This window comes from Halorarum salinum (genome assembly GCF_013402875.1).
Taxonomy (GTDB): domain Archaea; phylum Halobacteriota; class Halobacteria; order Halobacteriales; family Haloferacaceae; genus Halorarum; species Halorarum salinum.
Genome location: NZ_CP058579.1, coordinates 2,305,329 through 2,322,640, shown reverse-complemented (window position 1 = coordinate 2,322,640; position 17,312 = coordinate 2,305,329). Strand labels below are relative to the sequence as shown.

Genomic DNA, 17,312 nt, shown 5'->3' with positions numbered 1-17,312 from the left:
TATCCCCGCAGGAAGTAGCCAGTTGACATGACACGCGGACGACGTGCACTCCTCCGGGGGGTCGGGGCCGGGCTGGCGGGCCTCACCGGCGGGTGTCTCGCGAGGGGGTCGAACGTCCGGTACCCGTCGGTCGAGACGTCCACCGACCGGCACACGGAAGCGGGAACGGCCGACGACCGGGACGGCGCGACCGACGGCGGGGACGCGGCCGGCGACGGCTCGACCGAGGGATCGCCGACCGACGCGCCGCCCGAGACCGACGCGGCGCCGGACCCCGCGAACCCAGCGCTGGCCGAACGGACCCGGCGGGTCGCGGACGAACTCCGGTGGTTCGCCGAGACGTACCCCGAGGCCATCGCGGAGTTCCGGACGGCGATGCGGCGGTCGACCCGGGCGACGCGCGACCTGAAGGACGCCGGGACGGTCGGCGTCGCCGACGTGGACGAACTGGCCGCGACGTACGACGACGCCTTCGAGCGGGCGAGGGACGCGCTGGACGGCCGCTTCCGCGTCGTCGACGGCATCGAGGACCGGGTGGAGTACCACCTCGCCGTGGTCCGCAAGTTCGCCGGGCGCGGCGACCGCGACCGGACCGACGAGGAACTCGGCCGGCTCGCGGCGTTCGCCGGCGGGTTCGCCACCGACGTCTACGCCGACCGGTCGCTCTCCCGGAACCCGATCGAGAACCGGCTGACGGCCTTCCTCCGTGCGGACGAGTACGACCCGGAACGGACGCTGCTCTGGCAACTCGCCCGGACGTCGGCCGGGGGGGAGCGCTTCGAGGCGTACGCCTACCGGGCCGAGCGGGGGGACCTCCTCCGACCGCCGGTGACCGACGGGGATTCCCGCGCGATGGCGGACTGGTACGGGCCGCTCCACGAACCCGCGGACAGGACCGCCGCGGCGACCCTCTCGGTCCATGAGGTCGACCGCTCCGGCGGGCGACCGTTCCCGACCCGGCGACCCGAGGCGACGCCGACGCGGACGGTGGTGCTCCAGCGGTACGCCGACGAACGGGCCGCCGCACGAGCGCTCTCGGAGGTCGCCTCCCGCGTCACCCGGGAGGGCGAGTACGCGATGGGCGACGGGACGTGGCGGCGGGTGTACTACCGGCGGGCCGGCGACGTCGCCTACGCGCTCTGCTGTCGCGCGGGGGAGTTTCTGCTCGCCACCGGCGCCGGGGAGACCGCCTGGGAGGAGCGGGTGGACTGGGACCGGGTCCACCGCCGAACCTGGCTCTCGGGGGTGGGCGCGTGAACGCCGAGGACGCCCGCGCGGCGGGGGTCGTCGTCGGGTCGTACGGCGCGGTCGGCGTCGGCCTCGCCGTCGCCGGGTTCGCGGCCGCGACCTGGGCGCGCGGACAGTTCGTCGCCGGCGCGACGGGAGGCCCGGTCGAGACGTTCGGCCCGGTGTTCCTGGCCGCCGCCGCCCTCTCGACCACCCGCGCGGCGATGCTCTCCGCGGTCGTGCTGGGCGGCGTTCTCGGCTCGCTCGTCGGGTCGCAGTACGCGGTCCCGGAGCGGGCCGGAGCGGTGACCGGCGGCGGGGCGTTCGTCGGCGCGACGCTCGCGGGGCTGCTCGCCGTGGCGGGCGTGCTCGTCGGCGTCGGCGGCGACGGGGCGACGCAGGTCTACGCGGCGGGGTCGGCCGTCGTGCCGCTGCTCGCGAGCGCGTTCGGCGCGGCGCTGGCCGCGGGCGCCTGCGGCGCGCTCGCCGCCGAGGTGGTGAGATGACGGCGGACGCCGACGTTCCGGCCGGCGGGCGTCGCGACGACGCGCCGCGGAGCCGTCGAGGGGTGTTGGCGTCGCTCGCCGGGGTCGCCGGACTGGCTGTGACCGCCGGCTGTAGCTCCGGCGGCGGCGAACCGGTCGCGGGCGACGGGGCGACGTCCTCCCCCTCCACCCGGACGGAGCACGACGGGACGACCGCGGCCCGGGAGCGAACCGTGACGGCCACGGCGACACCCACGGCCACGCGGGAGCCCACGGCGACCCCGGTCGCCGCGGCGGTTCCGCCGAACGGGTCGCTCCGACTGGTCGACTCGGGCGTCAGCGTCTCGGCCGGGGGCGGCAGCACCGAGGGCGACGCGTTCGTTCGACTCCGGAACGTGGGAGGGCCGACCCCGGTGACGTACGAGGTGCTGGAACTCCGGTTCGACCTCCTCTACACGGCCGTCGACGGCGACCGTACGCGCGTGGCGACCGCCTACGGCACCGCCGGCTTTCGGGACGAACGGGACGGGGGCTTCGCGCCGGGCGAGACCGGGACGGTCCGGGCCGCGATTGAGTTCGACCGGGACGGTCGCGCGGAGCGCTCGACCGACGACGAGCGCTTCGACGTCGAGTTCGCGTACCGCCGCGTCGCCTACCGCTAGGCGGCGAACGGTGTGAGTACCGCCACACTCAAATCCGGGGCGTGCGCCCCTCCCGCCATGGAGGGTCGCGCAGTCGCGCCGGGCGCGGGGACGGTCGTCAACGCGCTCGCCACCGGCGTCGGTTCGGCGTTCGCGCTGGACATCGAGACGGTCGCGGAGGTCCGCCTCGACCCCGATGCCGACGCCGTGACCGGCGAGATCGCGGGCGACCCCGACGGCGACACGACGCTGATCGAGCGGTGCGTCGAGCGCGTCGTCGACGGGTACGGCGGCGACGAGGGCGGCGTCGTCAGGACCGAGAGCGAGGTGCCGACGGCCGCCGGCCTGAAGTCCTCGAGCGCCGCGGCGAACGCGACGGTGCTGGCGACGCTCGAAGCACTCGGCTGGGAGGTGGCCGACGACCCCGACGCCGACGTGACCAGGACCGAGGCGTGTCGGATCGGCGTCGCCGCGGCCCGCGACGCCGGCGTCACCGTCACCGGCGCGTTCGACGACGCCTCCGCGAGCATGCTCGGCGGCGTCACGGTGACGGACAACTCGGCGGACGAACTGCTCGCCCGCGACCCGTTCGAGCACGACGCGCTGGTGTGGACCCCGCCGGCCCGGGCGTACAGCGCCGACGCCGACGTGGGCCGCTGCGAGCGGGTCGCGCCGATGGCCGACCTCGCCGCGGAACTGGCACTGGACGGCGACCACGTCCGCGCGATGACCGTCAACGGCCTCGCGTTCTCGGCCGCGCTCGGTTTCACGGCGGACCCGGCGGTCGAAGCGATGCCCGACTGCGCCGGCGTGTCGCTGTCCGGCACCGGCCCGAGCGTCGTCGCCGTCGGGGACGCGTCGGGCCTCGAACGCGTCCGCGAGCGGTGGGCCGAGCGCGAGGGAGAGACGATCGAGACGCGAACCAGGAACGCGGGAGCACGAATCACATGACCGACACACCCGACCCAGACGAGATGGAACTGGACGAACTGCGCGCGGAGATCGAGGACATCGACCGCGAACTGGTCGAACTCATCGCCCGGCGGACGTACGTCGCCGACACCATCGCCGGGGTGAAGTCCCACCGGGACCTGCCGACGACCGACGAGGAGCAGGAGCAGCGCGTGATGGACCGCGCGGGCGAGAACGCCGAGCGGTTCGACGTGGACGCGAACCTGGTGAAGGCGATCTTCCGCCTGCTCATCGAGTTGAACAAGGTGGAGCAAAGGGAGTCCCGCTGAGAAGCACCGTTTTCGGCACTATGAAGTCCTGAAGGACTATCTTCCGGTTATCGTTCAATCCTCTTATTCAGCGGAGCAGTAATGAACCGAACTACGCTTCCAACGAACGGTTGATTTCGATGAGGTTCTCATCGGGGTCGCGGAAGTGTGCGACTCTGATGCCCCAGTCGGGCCGGTCGTGGGGTTCGGTGACGAACTCGATTTTCTCCCGCAGTTCCTGATAGGTCTCGTTTACGCTTTCAACCCGGAAAATCAGCGCGACTTCGTCCTGACGAGGGGTTTCAGACCGCTTTTCGGTCACGCCGACCGCATCCGCCATCGCCTCCCTGCCGAACAGAGCGAGGGTCGCATCTCCGGCCTCAAAGTCGGCATAATAGCTCTCTTCGTCACCCCACCCGACCTCGAACCCCAGCACGTCCCGGTAGAAGCGAAAACACTCCTGATAACCCGTGACTAGTAATCGTGTATGGGTGAAGGTAAGCGTTGAAGACGACTCGATGTCCATATTTTTATACGAAATGTGTTCGTCTATAGCTATTGCTATTGACGGCTATATGATTCACGACTCCCCGAGTTCCGCCGAAAGAACACACCCCTCCCCCACGAAAGTGTTTGAATAGTGTTAATATCGTGGAAGAGCTCCGGGAATGTGATGGCACCATCCGACTCCGCGGCGGACCTGAAATCAGACTCAGTGCATCGTCCCCGATGGTGACGTCAACTGGACTTCAATACTGCACCGGGGTCGATGCCGACGAGAACCGCCCCGTCGTTCGAGGAACAGTCGAATACTTGGTCGACGCGTACGAGTAAGAGGGGGAGTACTGGCCCTCGACGCCACCGGAAGTGAACGACGCGCCACATGCTCCGTGGTGGCACGTCGAGACGGTCGAACCACCCACCGAGGAGGAATGGCCGAATCCGAGCGCGGAACCTGTGGGGTACCTCCATCATTTCTCGAATCACGTCTCGGAGGATTTTCTTCGCCAGGCGACCGAGCGAGCGCGAGAGAACATCGCAGGGAGTGAGACGGTCGCCGGAGGAGACGTGTTCAACCTGCTGTGCTGGCAACGAGCGCTTCCACAGTTACCTGCCCAGTTGGCAGAGACTGTCCACGACGTAATTACGACAACGCGCGAGCGATACGCTCTTTGTACTCAGCACTACCGGGCAGTATCTCGCCGACTGACGCGGCTTCATCGCCGTTGACGCACCCTCTTTTATATGTGGGCTCGTTAAAGCGCCTCTATCGCTCGTTTTAAGCGCCTGAATCCTCAAAGACGAGTTAATTACGTTCGGATGTGTTACGGATCTGAGCTACCTGAACGAGGTGGAGCAAAGACGTACCGCGGAAACAGATTGACAGCGTGGGGATGACGACTTTGAGCAGAAGCTGTTTAGGTAGGGTTTATCTCAACGAGACACCACTACAACAGGATCGAGCAGTTAGAGACCGAGCTTGAAAATCCCGGCACGGTACTCCTTCTCAACGTCATCGTAGTACGTGTGAATTGGTCCGATTCCGACTCCACGCTCTTTGATTCGACAAATCTAATCATCCGTGCACTCTCAGGCGTCTCCCACGCGCAGAACTGGTTTGATCGTCTCACCGCTCTCTGAATCTTCAACGGCTTGTTCGATGTCCTCGAAGCCGCAGTAGGTGACGAGTTCGTCGAACGGGAACTTCCCTTGCCGATACAGTTCGATAAGGTCGGGGGTGAACTGCTGGGGGTCAGGATCACCTTGCACGATACCGGTGATGCTCCGCCCGCCGGAGATGTGGTCGTTCACGTCGTAACTGGCCCTCGTCCCAAGCGGTGGGGCGCCAATGATGCCGAGCGTACCGAACTGCGTGAGGGTATCGGTTGCCTGCTCGGCGACAGCTGGCACGCCGGTCGTCTCCAGTGCGTAGTCAACACCCCCAGTGAGTTCCCGAATCCTGTCGACTACGTCGTCTACCTCCTTCGGATTCACGGTCTCCGTAGCACCGAGTTCCTCGTCGATACCGCCGACTACCTGACTGCCTACACGTCGAAGATTGAGCGGTCAGCCCAACTACACCAAGCGAACCACATCGAATAGTGGTTTCAGACCGTGGCGACGCGAATCGGTCGCTTTCACTTGTTCTGTGGGTAGGCAATCGAGCGCCCTCGGAGGCGTATTCAGTATCTCGACACGCCAAAATCAACAGCTAGGCTATTTGAGCCAGTCTTCACCCCACTCGTCTAATACGTCGAAGACTGGGCAAAGCGCACTGCCTTTCTCAGTCAGCCTGTAATAGCTCGCGACCGGCGATTCGAACTCCTTGCGGTTCTCGATGAGCCCTTCATCCTCCAAGTCGTCAAGCACGCGCGAGAGCGTGTACGAACTCGCGCCCGTCGATCGCTTGAGCTCGTTGAACCGCTTTTCGCCGTCTCGCAGATCGTTGAGGACGATGAGCTTCCACTTCGAACCGATCTCCTCGATCGACCCCACTACATTGCAAACATCCGCATTCCGTTGCTCGATGTCCGATTCTGTATCGGATTCAGACGTCGGTGGTTGGGTCGCCATTACTTGGTCACACTGTTGTTGCCTGAGCTATATGAGGTTTGGGAGCCAACCAGGTAATGCAATGGAACTACAAAACTCGACGGTGCTTGTGACCGGTGCCACCGGCAACATAGGCCCGTACGTGACGGACCAGCTCGTTGACCAGGGCGCCGATGTGATCGGCACCTACGTTACCGAAACCGAAAGAGACGGTATCGAAACCCGTGCTGAGTTCGCCGACGCGGTGTCATACCACCAAGTCGATCTCACCGACCAACCGGCGGTTGAGGCCTTCGCCGAGGCCGTCACCGAGGAACACGGCTCGGTCGATCACATCGTCGGCCTCGCTGGCGGATTCTCGATGGGTGGCGTCAACGAAACCGATGGAGACGCATTCGAATCCGCACTCAGCCTCCACGCGACGACGGCGTTCCTGACCGTCAAGGCGTTCGCGGACCAGCTCAGTGAACGCAGCGGTATCGTCCTGTTCAGCTCTGACCGGGCGATCGATCCGGTGCCGGGCACGCTGGCCTACAACGTGGGCAAGGGCGCGGTCAGGACGTTGACCGAGTCGCTCGACGTCGAACTCGATGCTCGCGTCAACGCGATCGCCCCGTTCCTCATCGACGTGCCGGGGAACCGCGAGGCGATGCCCGACGCCGACTTCTCCGAGTGGACGGCCCCCGCGGCTGTCGTCGATGAAGTGGTCCACCTGCTCTCGAACGAAGGCGTGACGGGCCAGATCATCCAGATGACTGGGGGTCAGCCGGAGCCGGAGGAATAATGGCCCAGACCGTATCACGTCAACTGTCATCCGAGACGGCTGCGCTCTGGAGCACGACCCTCGTTCGACTCGCCCTTGGGATTCCGATGCTTATCGCAGGCGTCGGGAAAGTCTTCGCAGTCGGGCCGAAACCGATGGGTATCTCGGGCTTCTCAGGCTTCTTGGCGAGCCTTGGCGTTCCACTTCCCACGATTGCTGCGTGGGGAGTCGGTCTCGTCGAACTTGTCGGCGGCATCTTGTTGCTAGTCGGCTTGGCCGTTCGACTCGCAAGCGCGGTGATCGCCATCGACATGCTCGTCGCGACAGTCCTGTACCACCTTCCCAATGGGTATCCGGTCACGAGTAACGGTATCGAATTGACGCTCACGCTAACCGTGATCGCAGTAGCGCTTGTCCTGAGTGGCCCTGGAGCGTTCTCAATCGAACATGCACTGTTCGACCAAGAGGACCGCTCCCCTGACTCGTCTCAGTCGAGGGCCACAGACGGATAAGCAGCGCTCGCGTTTATTTTAACGGCCTCAATGAATACAGACGTACTCCCGCAAGGAACACGTATCGGACGGACAGCGCTCCGAATCTCGGACCTCGAGGAGCTAACTGGGTTCTATCGGAATATCGTCGGTCTCAGTGTGCTACACCGATCCGATACCACCGCAGTTCTCGGAGTAGACGAAACGCCCCTCCTCGTCCTCGAGGAGGATGCGGACGCACTCGCACGACGCGTGTCGGGCACCGGGCTCTACCACAATGCATTCAGAGTGCCCTCACGTGAGGCGCTCGGTGACGCGCTCGGTCGGATACGAGATCACTGGCAGCTCGGTGGTGCTTCTGACCATGGCGTCAGCGAGGCACTGTATCTCACCGACCCGGAAGGGAACGGAATCGAAGTCTACCGCGACTACTCCCGCGGCGAGTGGCCCTTCGCCGACGATGGCAGCGTTCGGATCAGCACTGAACCGCTTGACCTCGCCAGCATCGAAGCTGCTTCCGCAGGTGGAAGTCAGGCACCGCCTGGAACGGACGTCGGGCATATCCATCTCGAGGTTTCCTCGCTGGACGAGTTCAGGGACTTCTACGTGGACACCCTCGGATTCGAGGTGGAAACAACCGTGCCAGCTGCGTCCTTCGTGTCGGCGGGTGGGTATCACCATCATATCGCAGCAAACACGTGGCACCACCGGACGACACCAAGCGACGGACGAGGGCTGTCGTGGTTCGAGGTGATTGTCCCGGATCCGGGTGTACTTGATGCAGTTCGAGAGCGGTTCGCAGCCGGTGAGATTCCAGTTACCGAGTTGGACGACGGTATCGTAGTCACGGACCCGGATAGCATTGAGGTTCGAGTTCGGGTAGAGTCAGCAAACTAGGCAGTTATAGAAAACTGGGGGTCGTTTTGACGGTCGAATTTACATGCCCGAGCTCCTAAGTCGGCGGTATCGATCTTGGATTGACTTGAAAGGGGTTCCTCGTTAGGCCGATCAATCGCAGCAATCCGTCTCTACAGCCCTTCAATAAGCGACCGCGGTCCGCCCTCCCCCAGATCGTAGGCGGCCATTCTCGCTCGCCACTCGCGCATACAGCTCCAAACCGTCAATAGAGCCGATCCGACAGCCGGCCTAGTTATCTCTTCGAGGGGTCTCTCAGAGGAGTATCACGCGACTCCCAAACGCCACGTGGAGGGCAATAGCCGCGACAGAGATACCATGAAACACGTCATGAGAAGCCGCATCCGACTCGGTTCGATTTGTGTAGTGTCGTCGGGGCCACGCATCTGGCATTGGGTCGTCTGGCGAGGAAATGCGGCCATCGCAAGCGCGAAGACTGCGATGGGGGCTATCAACTGGGAAACAAACTGGAACAACTGGAAGCCTGTAGGGACCAAACCTGGAGATACTCCACGCAAATCAAGAAAAGGGTATGACGTGCTCTATCAAGCCCTTCGTTACGATGTATCCTCCAATCCATCGGAATAAACCGCGCAGATTCGAGATATTTACACGTCTACCGAGTAAGTCGTTTAGTAGCGAATCGACTACCACGACCGATTGTGTGGTGCTGAATGTATACTCTGTATTCAACACGCTATTCCTATCACGTCCGGAGGGTTTCGACAGAGCCAAATCAGCCCACTCACCGGTTCGAGTGTAGTCGCAGATTGCGAACCTCGGCAGCTACCACAGTTTAGGGGTCTACGAGTAGATCGTCGATTTGAGTTCAGAACGGACGTCCCTCAATCATCGGAGGCTGTCCGATCAGGCGATTCGGGAGCAGGTGCTGGCGGTTCGTGTGTTCCGAACTCCGGATGGGTCTCCTCCATCCACAGATAGACGACCGCACCGGAGAGGAACATCAATACCGCAGTCACGATGAACGCCGCCTCAAGGTTCACGAACTCCATCGAGAGGCCGATCAGGATCGCGCCGACGCCGTAGCCCGAGTCGCGCCACATCCGGTAGACGCCCATCCCGGTTGCACGCCACGACGGATGACACGCATCACCCGGGACCGTCATCAGATTCGGGTAGAGCAGCGCCATCCCCAGTCCAGAGATACCGGCTAGGACGGCCCACAGCAGATACCCCTCGACGAGCACCATCCCGAGGACCCCTGCACCGGCGATGAACATCCCAACAACGACGGGTGGACGCCGACCGATTCGATCCGCGAGCCCGCCAGTACCGATCTGTAGGAAGTACATCGCACTGTGGACGCCAACGATAAAACCTACAGATGCGATTCCAATCCCTTGACTCGTGAGATACAGGGGAACTGCGATCCAGAACAGCGTGTCAACGAAATTCTCGATGTGGCCCGCTTGAGCGGCAGCGAACAACGTCCGGTCACCGTAAGTCGCGCGCTTCAGGACCTCACCGAACGGGAGGTTCGCATCGTAGCGGTCGTCGTCGGCCTCCCCGTGTGCGTACTGTACCGTCTCCTTGACCAGGAAGATCGAGATGAGGAACGCTAGCACGACGACGACGCCGAGGAAGTAGAACGGCTCGGGTCGCAAACTCGTCTGGGCAGCTATGACGCCGGTAATCCACGCACCGACAGCAACACCGGTGTATCCGAACGCCTCGTCGATACCGACGGCTAGACCCCGCTGCTCGGGACCTGCAAGGTCGATCTTGGCGTTGATAGCCATACTCCAGGTCAGCGCCTGGTTGATGCCCAGCAGGATGTTCCCCACGGTGATCCAGCCCCAGCTCGGGGCGAAGATGAGGATGATCGGGAGTGGCAGTGCGGTCGCCCACCCGAGGACAAGTACCGGCTTGCGACCGTGTTCCTCGCCCCACTTGCCAGCGTAGAGGTTGAGCAACGCTTTGACGAAGCCGAACGAGACGACGAAAGAGCCGATAACGAACAACGACTCAACGCCGAGCACGTCGCGGCCCAAAACGGGGACGACGGCACGCTCGGACCCAATGGTTAGTCCAGTCGCGAACACGAGCAAGACGTGCAGCGAGAACTGCCCGAGATGCTCGCGGATTCCCTGTTTGAATCCCGTTTCCTTACTCATCATTTACTCGGAACACGGAGGCTGAAAACCCAGTCCGAGGTCAGCCAACTCCTGCCCGTTTCAGTTCCAGTTAATTTGCAGCGCAGTTGTTAGGGCCCAATTCGAGGTCTGCTGCCTCGTCAGTCAGCGGTTCCTTGCCCCAGTTGATGGCTTTAATCCGGTTATAGTTGGCAGGCTCGTCGGAGAGACCTTCGACGATTGTCTCGATGAACTTCTCACGACTCTCCATGCGAACCAGTTCGTTGTTCTTCTCAAGGTCACCAAGCGTAGTCGCCAGTGGACGGATCTCCTCATCGCTGAAGTGACCCGGGAGGACGACTGTTTCGTCAGGGAGTTCGGCGAGTGTGGCCAGACTCTCGAAGAGTTCGTCTGCGCCCTCTCTGACATCGGTCTCGTCGCTCCCTTCGAGGTCGGGTCGACCGACGCTACGGATGAACAGGGTGTCGCCCGAGAGGAGGGCGGTACCCCATTTGAGCGAAACGCTGCCGGGCGTGTGGCCGGGCGTGTGAATCACTTCGAGGGCGCGGTCGCCGACGGTGATGGTGTCACCGTCTTCCATCGCCGCGTAATCGTCAAGTTCGCCAGCGTCGATCGGATCGAGGTAGTACGGGACATCAAGTTCGTCGGCGAGGGGACGACCGCCACTGACGTGGTCGGCATGGGCGTGCGTGTCGATCGCAGCGATGATTTCGACATCATGCCGGTCCGCGACGTCGAGGTACTCGTCTAGGTAGATGCTCGGGTCAACGATTACGCCCTCACCGCCGTCGTGGACGAGATAGGAGACACAACCCGTCCCGGGGCGAACGATCTGGGTCACGCCGTCGATGTCCTCGATCTCGTAGGTCACGTGCACGCGTCCCCAGCCGCCCATGCCATCTTCCATCGACTTAGCGTCGTACCCTCGATCCCGGAGGAACGATGCGGCGCGGGCCGACGTGACACCACCAACGCACACGGCGGCGATCTCCGTATCTTTCGGAACTTCGTCGAGGGAAGCCTTGAGACCGGTGAAATCCTCGTCGAGTAGTTCGTCGTATATCGGGACGTTGTAGCTGCCCTCGATCTGCCACTCCTCGTAGTCGTCCCGGTTACGGACATCGAGGACGAACAGGTCCCCATCGTCGCGACGGGCCGCCACTTCCTCGGGACTCATCGTGTGGTCGGCATGTTTGGTATTGCTCATTACACCCAATACTATGGGGTGCTTGTGTAAAAAGCTGTTGGCGACTCGGCAAAGGAATTTTAGCGTTTTCCTCGCGTATTCCCGCTATTAGACGCTCTGTATCCGTCCATTGAAGGTGTGTCGTTGCTGGAGAATTAATGTACGCTCTATCGAATACTATCCATTACTGTCTCGTGGATGAATTGCACACCCTACCGTAGAGTGGCTCAGCTGAATACGGGAAATAAGCCGAAGGTGTGGAACCCCATCAGATGAGCAGCTGGATATCCGCGTCGGCCATGTCCTGAATCGCCGTGGCGGCACCGACGTCAGTGGTGACGCCGTCGTAAAAGCCGTCCTCGTCGTAGTCCATCAGGTCAATGGTCATCTGGCAGGCCTGAAACTCGACGCCCATATCCAGCGACGTCTCGAGGAGTTCCTCTATGGTAGCGGTGTCGTTGTCCCTGATCTGTTTTTCCATCATCTTTGTCGTCACCCGATCCATCCCGGGGAGCGCACCGATTGCGTTCGGAACCGGCATGTTCGGGTTGCCGACTGAACTTAGTTTGAGGTTCTTTGAGCGCTTCTCGTGAAGGATGTCGAGTCCCCAGAAAGTGTGGAAGACCGTGACCTCCCAACCGAACGCGGCAGCAGTGCTCGCGAGGATGAGCGGCGGATACGCCATGTCGAGGGTACCCTTCGTCGCGATGATCGACATCTTCGGTGTACTGTCGTCCGACTCGGCCTCGACGTCCGCGAGGCGGTCCTCGAGCTCATCGATACGAGCCTCCAGCTCTGCACGACTGAGAGACTCTTTACCCTGGGTCGGAGAAGCCGTCGTCTCGGGTGCCTGGTCAGCATCAGAGCTCATCGATTACTCGGTCTTCCGCACGTAGTGTTTGTAGACGTCGCCGTCCCCTTCTTGGTCGACGAGTTCGACGCCCTCAGTCGTGTCTGCCCAACCGGCGATGTCGCTCACGCTTCCCGAGTCGGTCGCGAGAACTTCGAGCACGTCGTCCTCGGCGAGTTGGTCGATGGTCTGCTTGGTCTTGACGACCGGCATCGGGCAGTTCTCTCCTTTCACGTCCGACGTTTCGGTGACTTCGTACTGCGTCATGATATTGACTTCACTGCCCAATATTGGAGCCGGCTGTAAAAGAGTACCGGTGGAAATTCACTCCCCCAACACAACCGATTTCCGGAATACTGGACGAGTAGCGTGTACAGGGCGTAGAGTACTGCCGCCCCAAATGGTATTGTGCAATTGGTAGTCTACTATGCAAAGCCTTATTTGGAACGCACCGTTAGATGGGAGTGACGATGACCGAAGGAACCCCTCTTGACGCCGAAGAAGAGGTCGAATCAATCGCGCCCGAGGAACTGAAAGAGTGCATCGACAGCGGCGAGGATATCTTCATCCTCGATGCACGCTCGGAAGGTGACTTCGACGAATGGCATATCGACGGTGAGAACGTCGGAATCGTGAACTATCCCTATTTCCAGCTGCTCGACGGGATTCCCGAGGACTTGCTCGTTGACCTTCCGAGGGACCAAAGGATCACAGTGCTCTGTGCGAAGGGCGGTTCCAGCGAGATGGTCGCTGAGCTCCTCGAGGAGGAGGGATATGACGTCAGTCACCTTGCAAGGGGGATGAACGGCTGGGCGCGTATCCACGAGTACCACGAGTTGGACGTGGCCACGGACACGACCATCGCTCAGTACCAGCGCCCCTCGAGCGGCTGTCTCACCTACCTCATCATCGACGACGACGAAGCTGCGGTCATCGACCCACTACGCGCGTTCGTCGACGAATACATCCGGGATGCGCAGGCGCTCGGCGCGGAGATTACCCACGCGATCGACACGCACATCCACGCCGATCACATCAGCGGTGTCCGAAGCCTCGCAGCCAACCCTGGGGCCGAAATCGTGCTCCCTGCACCTGCTGACGAGCGCGGAATTGAGTACGAACAAGCGTACACGACCGTTGAACACGGTGATGAACTCTCAGTCGGAAACACGACCATCGAGGTCGTTCACACGCCTGGGCATACGTCCGGTATGGCGAGTTATCAGGTCGGAGAGGTCCTGTTCACTGGTGACGGTCTTTTCACTGAGAGTGTCGCCCGTCCTGACCTTGAAGACGAAGACGCCGCGCGCGAGGCGGCTCGGACCCTGTACGATACGCTTAACGAGACGATCCTTCCGCTACCTGCTGAGACGGCGATTGCGCCGGCTCACTTCAGTGACTCAGCAACGCTCGCCGAGGATGGGACCCACACAGCCCGACTCGGCGACCTCACCGAGTCGATGGACGTCCTTTCGACGGAGCGCGAGGAATTCGTCGAATTCATCCTCTCGGATATGCCGCCTCGACCGGCTAACTACGAGGACATCATCGCGACGAATCTCGGCCAGAAGAGGACCGGTGACGAAGAGGCGTTCAAACTCGAACTCGGGCCGAACAACTGCGCGGCCAGCCAAGACGCACTCACCGGCGACTGAGATCCATGGACACGATGCTACTCTCCATCGCGACCGAGTCGTTCCCACGTGGGATTACCCATTACCTCGTGGGTGGATTATTCGTCGGCCTCAGTATCGCCGTTTTTTACCTCGGGACGGGGATCATTGCGGGCAACAGCACGTTCCTCGAGACGACGCTGTCGTACGTATCGGATCTCCCCCGGTTCCAACGTAAGAAATACGTTGACTCGCGTGACTGGCGCGTCGTATTCGCGCTCAGCATCGTTGCTGGTGCGGCCCTCTACGGGCTCGTCCTCACCCCGGGGATCTTCGTGACCGATGTCCAGTGGTGGCGGTTGCTGGGCGGTGGTGTCCTCGTTGGCGTCGGAACCAGGCTCGGCAAAGGCTGTACGGCGGGGCACGGCGTCTCCGGCATCGCCTCGCTATCCCGAACGTCATTCGTGAACGTTGGGTTGTTCGTCGGTGTCGCTATCGTGACCGCGCTTGCTGTCGCCGCACTAGGGGTGAATCCGTAATGAGTACGAGCCGCCATCCGCTGTTTACGGCGCTCATCGTCGTCGCTGGACTCATCCAAGGGTTCGGTTTGGCGTACAGCCAGATGGCTCGTCCGGAAGTCGTGCTCAACTTCCTCCAGTTGGAGGACCTCGGGCTGTTGTTCGTGATGGGCGGTGCTGCGCTGGTCGCAGGAATCGCGATTCAGATCGGGTCCCGCCTCCTCGAAACTGCCCCGTTCACGGGTACCCGTTACCAACGCCGCGAGAAGTCCTTCGATAGGAACGTCATCGTCGGCGGCCTCGTCTTCGGCGTCGGGTGGGGTCTTTCGGGCATCTGCCCTGGTGCTGGCTATGCGAGCCTCGGGATTGGGAACTACAAGATCCTCTGGGCTATCGCTGGGATGTTCATCGGCGCATACGCTCAGGGCTACTGGCGTGCGCTCCGTCCAGCTACCGAGAGCATGACAGACGCGACTTCCAACTAAGTACCATGTTTCTACAACACTCACAGCCACATGCGTGGCTTCAGTATGGTAGAGAAGACGGATTGCTATCCGATATCGGGGGCGGTGAGTGAAGATGTTTGGACTCGAACTGCTAAGCGGACCTGCCCAAGCGACGGCGACTGTCGGAATTGTCCTCGCTGAGGCCATCGTACTGTATGTTGGATACGGTGCGCTCACACAGATTTCCGGTCCGACAGTCCATGAATGGCTCGGGGGTGAGTAACCGTGGAGGTACTCGGACTGAGCGTTGCGATGATTGCCATCTTCGCCGGGTTTGGTCTGTTGATCGGAATCCTCTTCGGATTCTTCGGAATGGGCGGGTCGTTCCTCGTCACACCGGCGTTGCTCATGCTGGACTATCCAGCGAAAGTGGCAGTTGGAAGCGGGCTTGCGTTCGTATTTGGGACGAGCGTTATCGGTGCGCTCCGCCATCGCGATCACGGACAAGTTGATTACAAGCTTGCCGCGCTGATGACCGTGGCTATGACCGCCGGTATTGAGGGTGGTAAACGGGTCGTTCTGCAACTTGAGGAACTCGGGTCAGCTGACATCGTAATCAGTACTGCGTACGTCGGTCTCCTTGCCCTCGTCGGACTGTTCACTCTTCGCGATGCGCGTTGCGAAGGCGATGAATGCATCGAACTCGGACTAGCCGACCGGGTACAAGCAGTTGAGGTCCCGCCAATGGTCTCGCTGAAATGCGGCGCCACGATTTCACTGTGGATCGTATTAGCCATTGGCGGAGTGATCGGCGTTCTCTCCGGGTTTCTTGGCGTTGGTGGTGGATTTCTACTGATGCCTGCGATGATGTACGGACTTGGCGTTCCTGCTGGAATCGCTGTCGGGACGGACATCCTTCAAATCACCATTTCTGGCGCGTTCGGTGCGTTCGTCTACGCGCGTGCTGGCGCGGTTGCACTCCCCGTTGTTGGTTCGCTACTCGCTGGGAGCGCCCTTGGCGCTCGCATCGGTGCGGGAGCATCGACGCTCGTCGATGAGGGCGAGATCAAGGGTTACTTCGCAGTGATGCTCCTTGCAGGGGGTCTCGCTGTTGCCGCGAAGAATCTGAGTGCTCCCCTGGGTATAGGGGTTCTCAACACGGTAAGTATGGTCCTCATCTTCGGTGCAGCGATCGTAGTGAGCGCGGCGGTGGTGATCGCTGCCGTCTACAAACTTCGGCACGAACGAGGTGAGACCTCGTGCCGGCTAGCGACCTCATAGATTCGTTCTCCGGGTTCCCTCTTTGAATGTACTAACTGTGCGGTGTTGCCCCAACCCCACAAAACTCTTTTAGTGGGCGATCGCCTAATATAGGATGATATGACCGATTCGATGGCAGAACTCCTCCAAAAGGACATGGAATGTGAAGGCCTTCTTGAGTGTTTCCACGGCCTCAAAGAGCTCGATAAACAGGTCTTTCGCATGCTTGTAGAGGCTTCGAAGCCTCTAACGGTTGATGACATTGCGGAGCGTGTGGATCGAGAGCGGTCGACAGCATACCGCGCCGTCCAGCGACTACTCCAGGCCGGCTTCATCCAGAAGGAGCAGGTCAACTACGACCAAGGTGGCTACTACCACGTCTACCGCCCGACGGACCCGAGCAAGATCACCGACGACATGCAGCGGATGCTCAACGATTGGTATGCACAGATGGGACAGCTCATCCAAGAGTTCGAAGACAAGTACGGTCACCACGGCCCTCAGCAACCCCCCACTGAAGCCTAATTCTCCACTATCGCTCTCCACATTCCTGTCGAACTCTACTACGTCTGTTCAGGTAACCATGGCGAATGCTCGCCCAAACCGTTTTATGATCTTGTGAGTTATACTCTCGACCGAACCGTCTCCGGTGGTTTTGAGGAGATCGTCGAGGAGACGGTAACGGCACTAGAGGACGAAGGCTTTGGTGTTCTCTGCGATATCGACGTTCGGGCAACGCTCAAAAAGAAACTGGACGCGGACTTCCGTCAATACCGTATTCTCGGAGCCTGCAATCCTGAACAGGCTCACAAAGGACTCCAAGAGGAGATTCTGCTTGGGGCATTACTGCCGTGCAACGTCATCGTCTATGAAACGGATACTGGAGCCATCGGTGTAAGCGCAGTCGATCCTCAACAGCTCGTCTCGATCACTGGTAACGACGCTCTCAATGAAATGGCTACAGACGTACACCGGAGTTTCGAGCGGGTCCTCGACGAAGTAGAGGGGTAGGTGTTCGACGACAGCGATC

General features: G+C 61.4%; 22 protein-coding genes. 15 read left to right on the top strand and 7 right to left on the bottom strand.

Annotated features, from left to right (window positions below):
- Positions 1-27 precede the first annotated feature (27 nt).
- The 5 genes from HUG12_RS11430 to HUG12_RS11410 are packed head-to-tail and all read left to right on the top strand — an operon-like array spanning position 28 to position 3,594.
- Positions 28-1,257 (top strand): hypothetical protein, encoded by a 1,230-nt coding sequence (locus tag HUG12_RS11430; RefSeq protein WP_179268889.1) that lies wholly within the window; start codon positions 28-30, stop codon positions 1,255-1,257.
- Positions 1,254-1,733: a hypothetical protein gene (locus HUG12_RS11425; protein WP_179268888.1), complete on the top strand. Its 480-nt coding sequence runs from the start codon at positions 1,254-1,256 to the stop codon at positions 1,731-1,733. Before HUG12_RS11430 ends, HUG12_RS11425 begins: the two co-directional genes overlap by 4 nt.
- Complete coding sequence (locus tag HUG12_RS11420) at positions 1,730-2,374, top strand: hypothetical protein (protein ID WP_179268887.1); 645 nt, start codon at positions 1,730-1,732, stop codon at positions 2,372-2,374. The genes HUG12_RS11425 and HUG12_RS11420 overlap by 4 nt, the downstream gene beginning before the upstream one ends.
- Before the next feature lie 57 nt (positions 2,375-2,431).
- Positions 2,432-3,304 carry a shikimate kinase gene (locus HUG12_RS11415; protein ID WP_179268886.1) on the top strand — a complete coding sequence of 291 codons (873 nt, stop codon included), beginning with the start codon at positions 2,432-2,434 and terminating at the stop codon, positions 3,302-3,304.
- The gene (locus tag HUG12_RS11410; RefSeq protein ID WP_179268885.1) at positions 3,301-3,594 is read left to right on the top strand and encodes a chorismate mutase; all 294 of its coding nucleotides are present in this window, start codon (positions 3,301-3,303) and stop codon (positions 3,592-3,594) included. The genes HUG12_RS11415 and HUG12_RS11410 overlap by 4 nt, the downstream gene beginning before the upstream one ends.
- 91 nt (positions 3,595-3,685) lie before the next feature.
- Here the strand turns inward: HUG12_RS11410 and HUG12_RS11405 are convergent, their stop codons facing one another.
- The 3 genes from HUG12_RS11405 to HUG12_RS11395 all read right to left on the bottom strand — a co-directional run bounded on the left by HUG12_RS11405 (position 3,686) and on the right by HUG12_RS11395 (position 6,147).
- Positions 3,686-4,099: a VOC family protein gene (locus HUG12_RS11405; RefSeq protein ID WP_179268884.1), complete on the bottom strand. Its 414-nt coding sequence runs from the start codon at positions 4,097-4,099 to the stop codon at positions 3,686-3,688.
- A 1,064-nt stretch (positions 4,100-5,163) separates the two neighbouring features.
- Positions 5,164-5,568, bottom strand: coding sequence for a zinc-binding dehydrogenase (locus HUG12_RS11400; RefSeq protein ID WP_246308038.1), 405 nt, complete (start codon positions 5,566-5,568; stop codon positions 5,164-5,166).
- 222 nt (positions 5,569-5,790) lie between these two features.
- Positions 5,791-6,147, bottom strand: a complete 357-nt coding sequence (locus HUG12_RS11395) for a winged helix-turn-helix transcriptional regulator (RefSeq protein WP_179268883.1) — start codon at positions 6,145-6,147, stop codon at positions 5,791-5,793.
- A 61-nt stretch (positions 6,148-6,208) separates the two neighbouring features.
- On the opposite strand from HUG12_RS11395, the gene HUG12_RS11390 reads away from it, so the two are divergent.
- Genes HUG12_RS11390 through HUG12_RS11380 form a run of 3 tightly spaced genes read left to right on the top strand, consistent with a single transcriptional unit; the run spans position 6,209 to position 8,277 of the window.
- The gene (locus HUG12_RS11390; protein ID WP_179268882.1) at positions 6,209-6,910 is read left to right on the top strand and encodes an SDR family NAD(P)-dependent oxidoreductase; all 702 of its coding nucleotides are present in this window, start codon (positions 6,209-6,211) and stop codon (positions 6,908-6,910) included.
- Positions 6,910-7,401 (top strand): DoxX family protein, encoded by a 492-nt coding sequence (locus tag HUG12_RS11385; protein ID WP_179268881.1) that lies wholly within the window; start codon positions 6,910-6,912, stop codon positions 7,399-7,401. The genes HUG12_RS11390 and HUG12_RS11385 overlap by 1 nt, the downstream gene beginning before the upstream one ends.
- A 30-nt stretch (positions 7,402-7,431) precedes the next feature.
- The gene (locus HUG12_RS11380; protein WP_179268880.1) at positions 7,432-8,277 is read left to right on the top strand and encodes a VOC family protein; all 846 of its coding nucleotides are present in this window, start codon (positions 7,432-7,434) and stop codon (positions 8,275-8,277) included.
- Positions 8,278-9,140: 863 nt separating this feature from the next.
- Here the strand turns inward: HUG12_RS11380 and HUG12_RS11375 are convergent.
- The 4 genes from HUG12_RS11375 to HUG12_RS11360 form a co-directional block, all read right to left on the bottom strand.
- On the bottom strand, positions 9,141-10,430 hold the full coding sequence (locus HUG12_RS11375; RefSeq protein WP_179268879.1) for an MFS transporter: 1,290 nt from the start codon (positions 10,428-10,430) through the stop codon (positions 9,141-9,143).
- A gap of 70 nt (positions 10,431-10,500) precedes the next feature.
- Entirely contained in the window at positions 10,501-11,616 is a 1,116-nt protein-coding gene (locus tag HUG12_RS11370; protein WP_179268878.1) for an MBL fold metallo-hydrolase, read from the bottom strand.
- A 247-nt stretch (positions 11,617-11,863) separates the two neighbouring features.
- The gene (locus HUG12_RS11365; RefSeq protein WP_179268877.1) at positions 11,864-12,466 is read right to left on the bottom strand and encodes a DsrE/DsrF/DrsH-like family protein; all 603 of its coding nucleotides are present in this window, start codon (positions 12,464-12,466) and stop codon (positions 11,864-11,866) included.
- A gap of 3 nt (positions 12,467-12,469) precedes the next feature.
- A complete protein-coding gene (locus tag HUG12_RS11360; RefSeq protein WP_179268876.1) occupies positions 12,470-12,712 on the bottom strand; it encodes a sulfurtransferase TusA family protein in 243 nt (80 codons plus the stop codon).
- Positions 12,713-12,915: 203 nt separating this feature from the next.
- Between HUG12_RS11360 and HUG12_RS11355 the strand changes: the two genes are divergently transcribed.
- The 7 genes from HUG12_RS11355 to HUG12_RS11330 all read left to right on the top strand — a co-directional run bounded on the left by HUG12_RS11355 (position 12,916) and on the right by HUG12_RS11330 (position 17,293).
- Complete coding sequence (locus tag HUG12_RS11355) at positions 12,916-14,100, top strand: MBL fold metallo-hydrolase (protein ID WP_179268875.1); 1,185 nt, start codon at positions 12,916-12,918, stop codon at positions 14,098-14,100.
- Positions 14,101-14,105: 5 nt separating this feature from the next.
- Positions 14,106-14,597: a YeeE/YedE family protein gene (locus tag HUG12_RS11350; protein ID WP_179268874.1), complete on the top strand. Its 492-nt coding sequence runs from the start codon at positions 14,106-14,108 to the stop codon at positions 14,595-14,597.
- Positions 14,597-15,061, top strand: coding sequence for a YeeE/YedE family protein (locus HUG12_RS11345; protein WP_179268873.1), 465 nt, complete (start codon positions 14,597-14,599; stop codon positions 15,059-15,061). Before HUG12_RS11350 ends, HUG12_RS11345 begins: the two co-directional genes overlap by 1 nt.
- A gap of 94 nt (positions 15,062-15,155) precedes the next feature.
- On the top strand, positions 15,156-15,305 hold the full coding sequence (locus HUG12_RS22200; RefSeq protein WP_449405248.1) for a DUF7512 family protein: 150 nt from the start codon (positions 15,156-15,158) through the stop codon (positions 15,303-15,305).
- A gap of 29 nt (positions 15,306-15,334) precedes the next feature.
- The gene (locus HUG12_RS11340; RefSeq protein ID WP_179270630.1) at positions 15,335-16,303 is read left to right on the top strand and encodes a sulfite exporter TauE/SafE family protein; all 969 of its coding nucleotides are present in this window, start codon (positions 15,335-15,337) and stop codon (positions 16,301-16,303) included.
- Positions 16,304-16,402: 99 nt separating this feature from the next.
- Positions 16,403-16,807 carry a helix-turn-helix domain-containing protein gene (locus HUG12_RS11335; protein ID WP_179268872.1) on the top strand — a complete coding sequence of 135 codons (405 nt, stop codon included), beginning with the start codon at positions 16,403-16,405 and terminating at the stop codon, positions 16,805-16,807.
- Positions 16,808-16,900: 93 nt separating this feature from the next.
- Positions 16,901-17,293 carry a DUF302 domain-containing protein gene (locus HUG12_RS11330; RefSeq protein WP_179268871.1) on the top strand — a complete coding sequence of 131 codons (393 nt, stop codon included), beginning with the start codon at positions 16,901-16,903 and terminating at the stop codon, positions 17,291-17,293.
- The last annotated feature ends 19 nt before the right edge of the window (positions 17,294-17,312 follow it).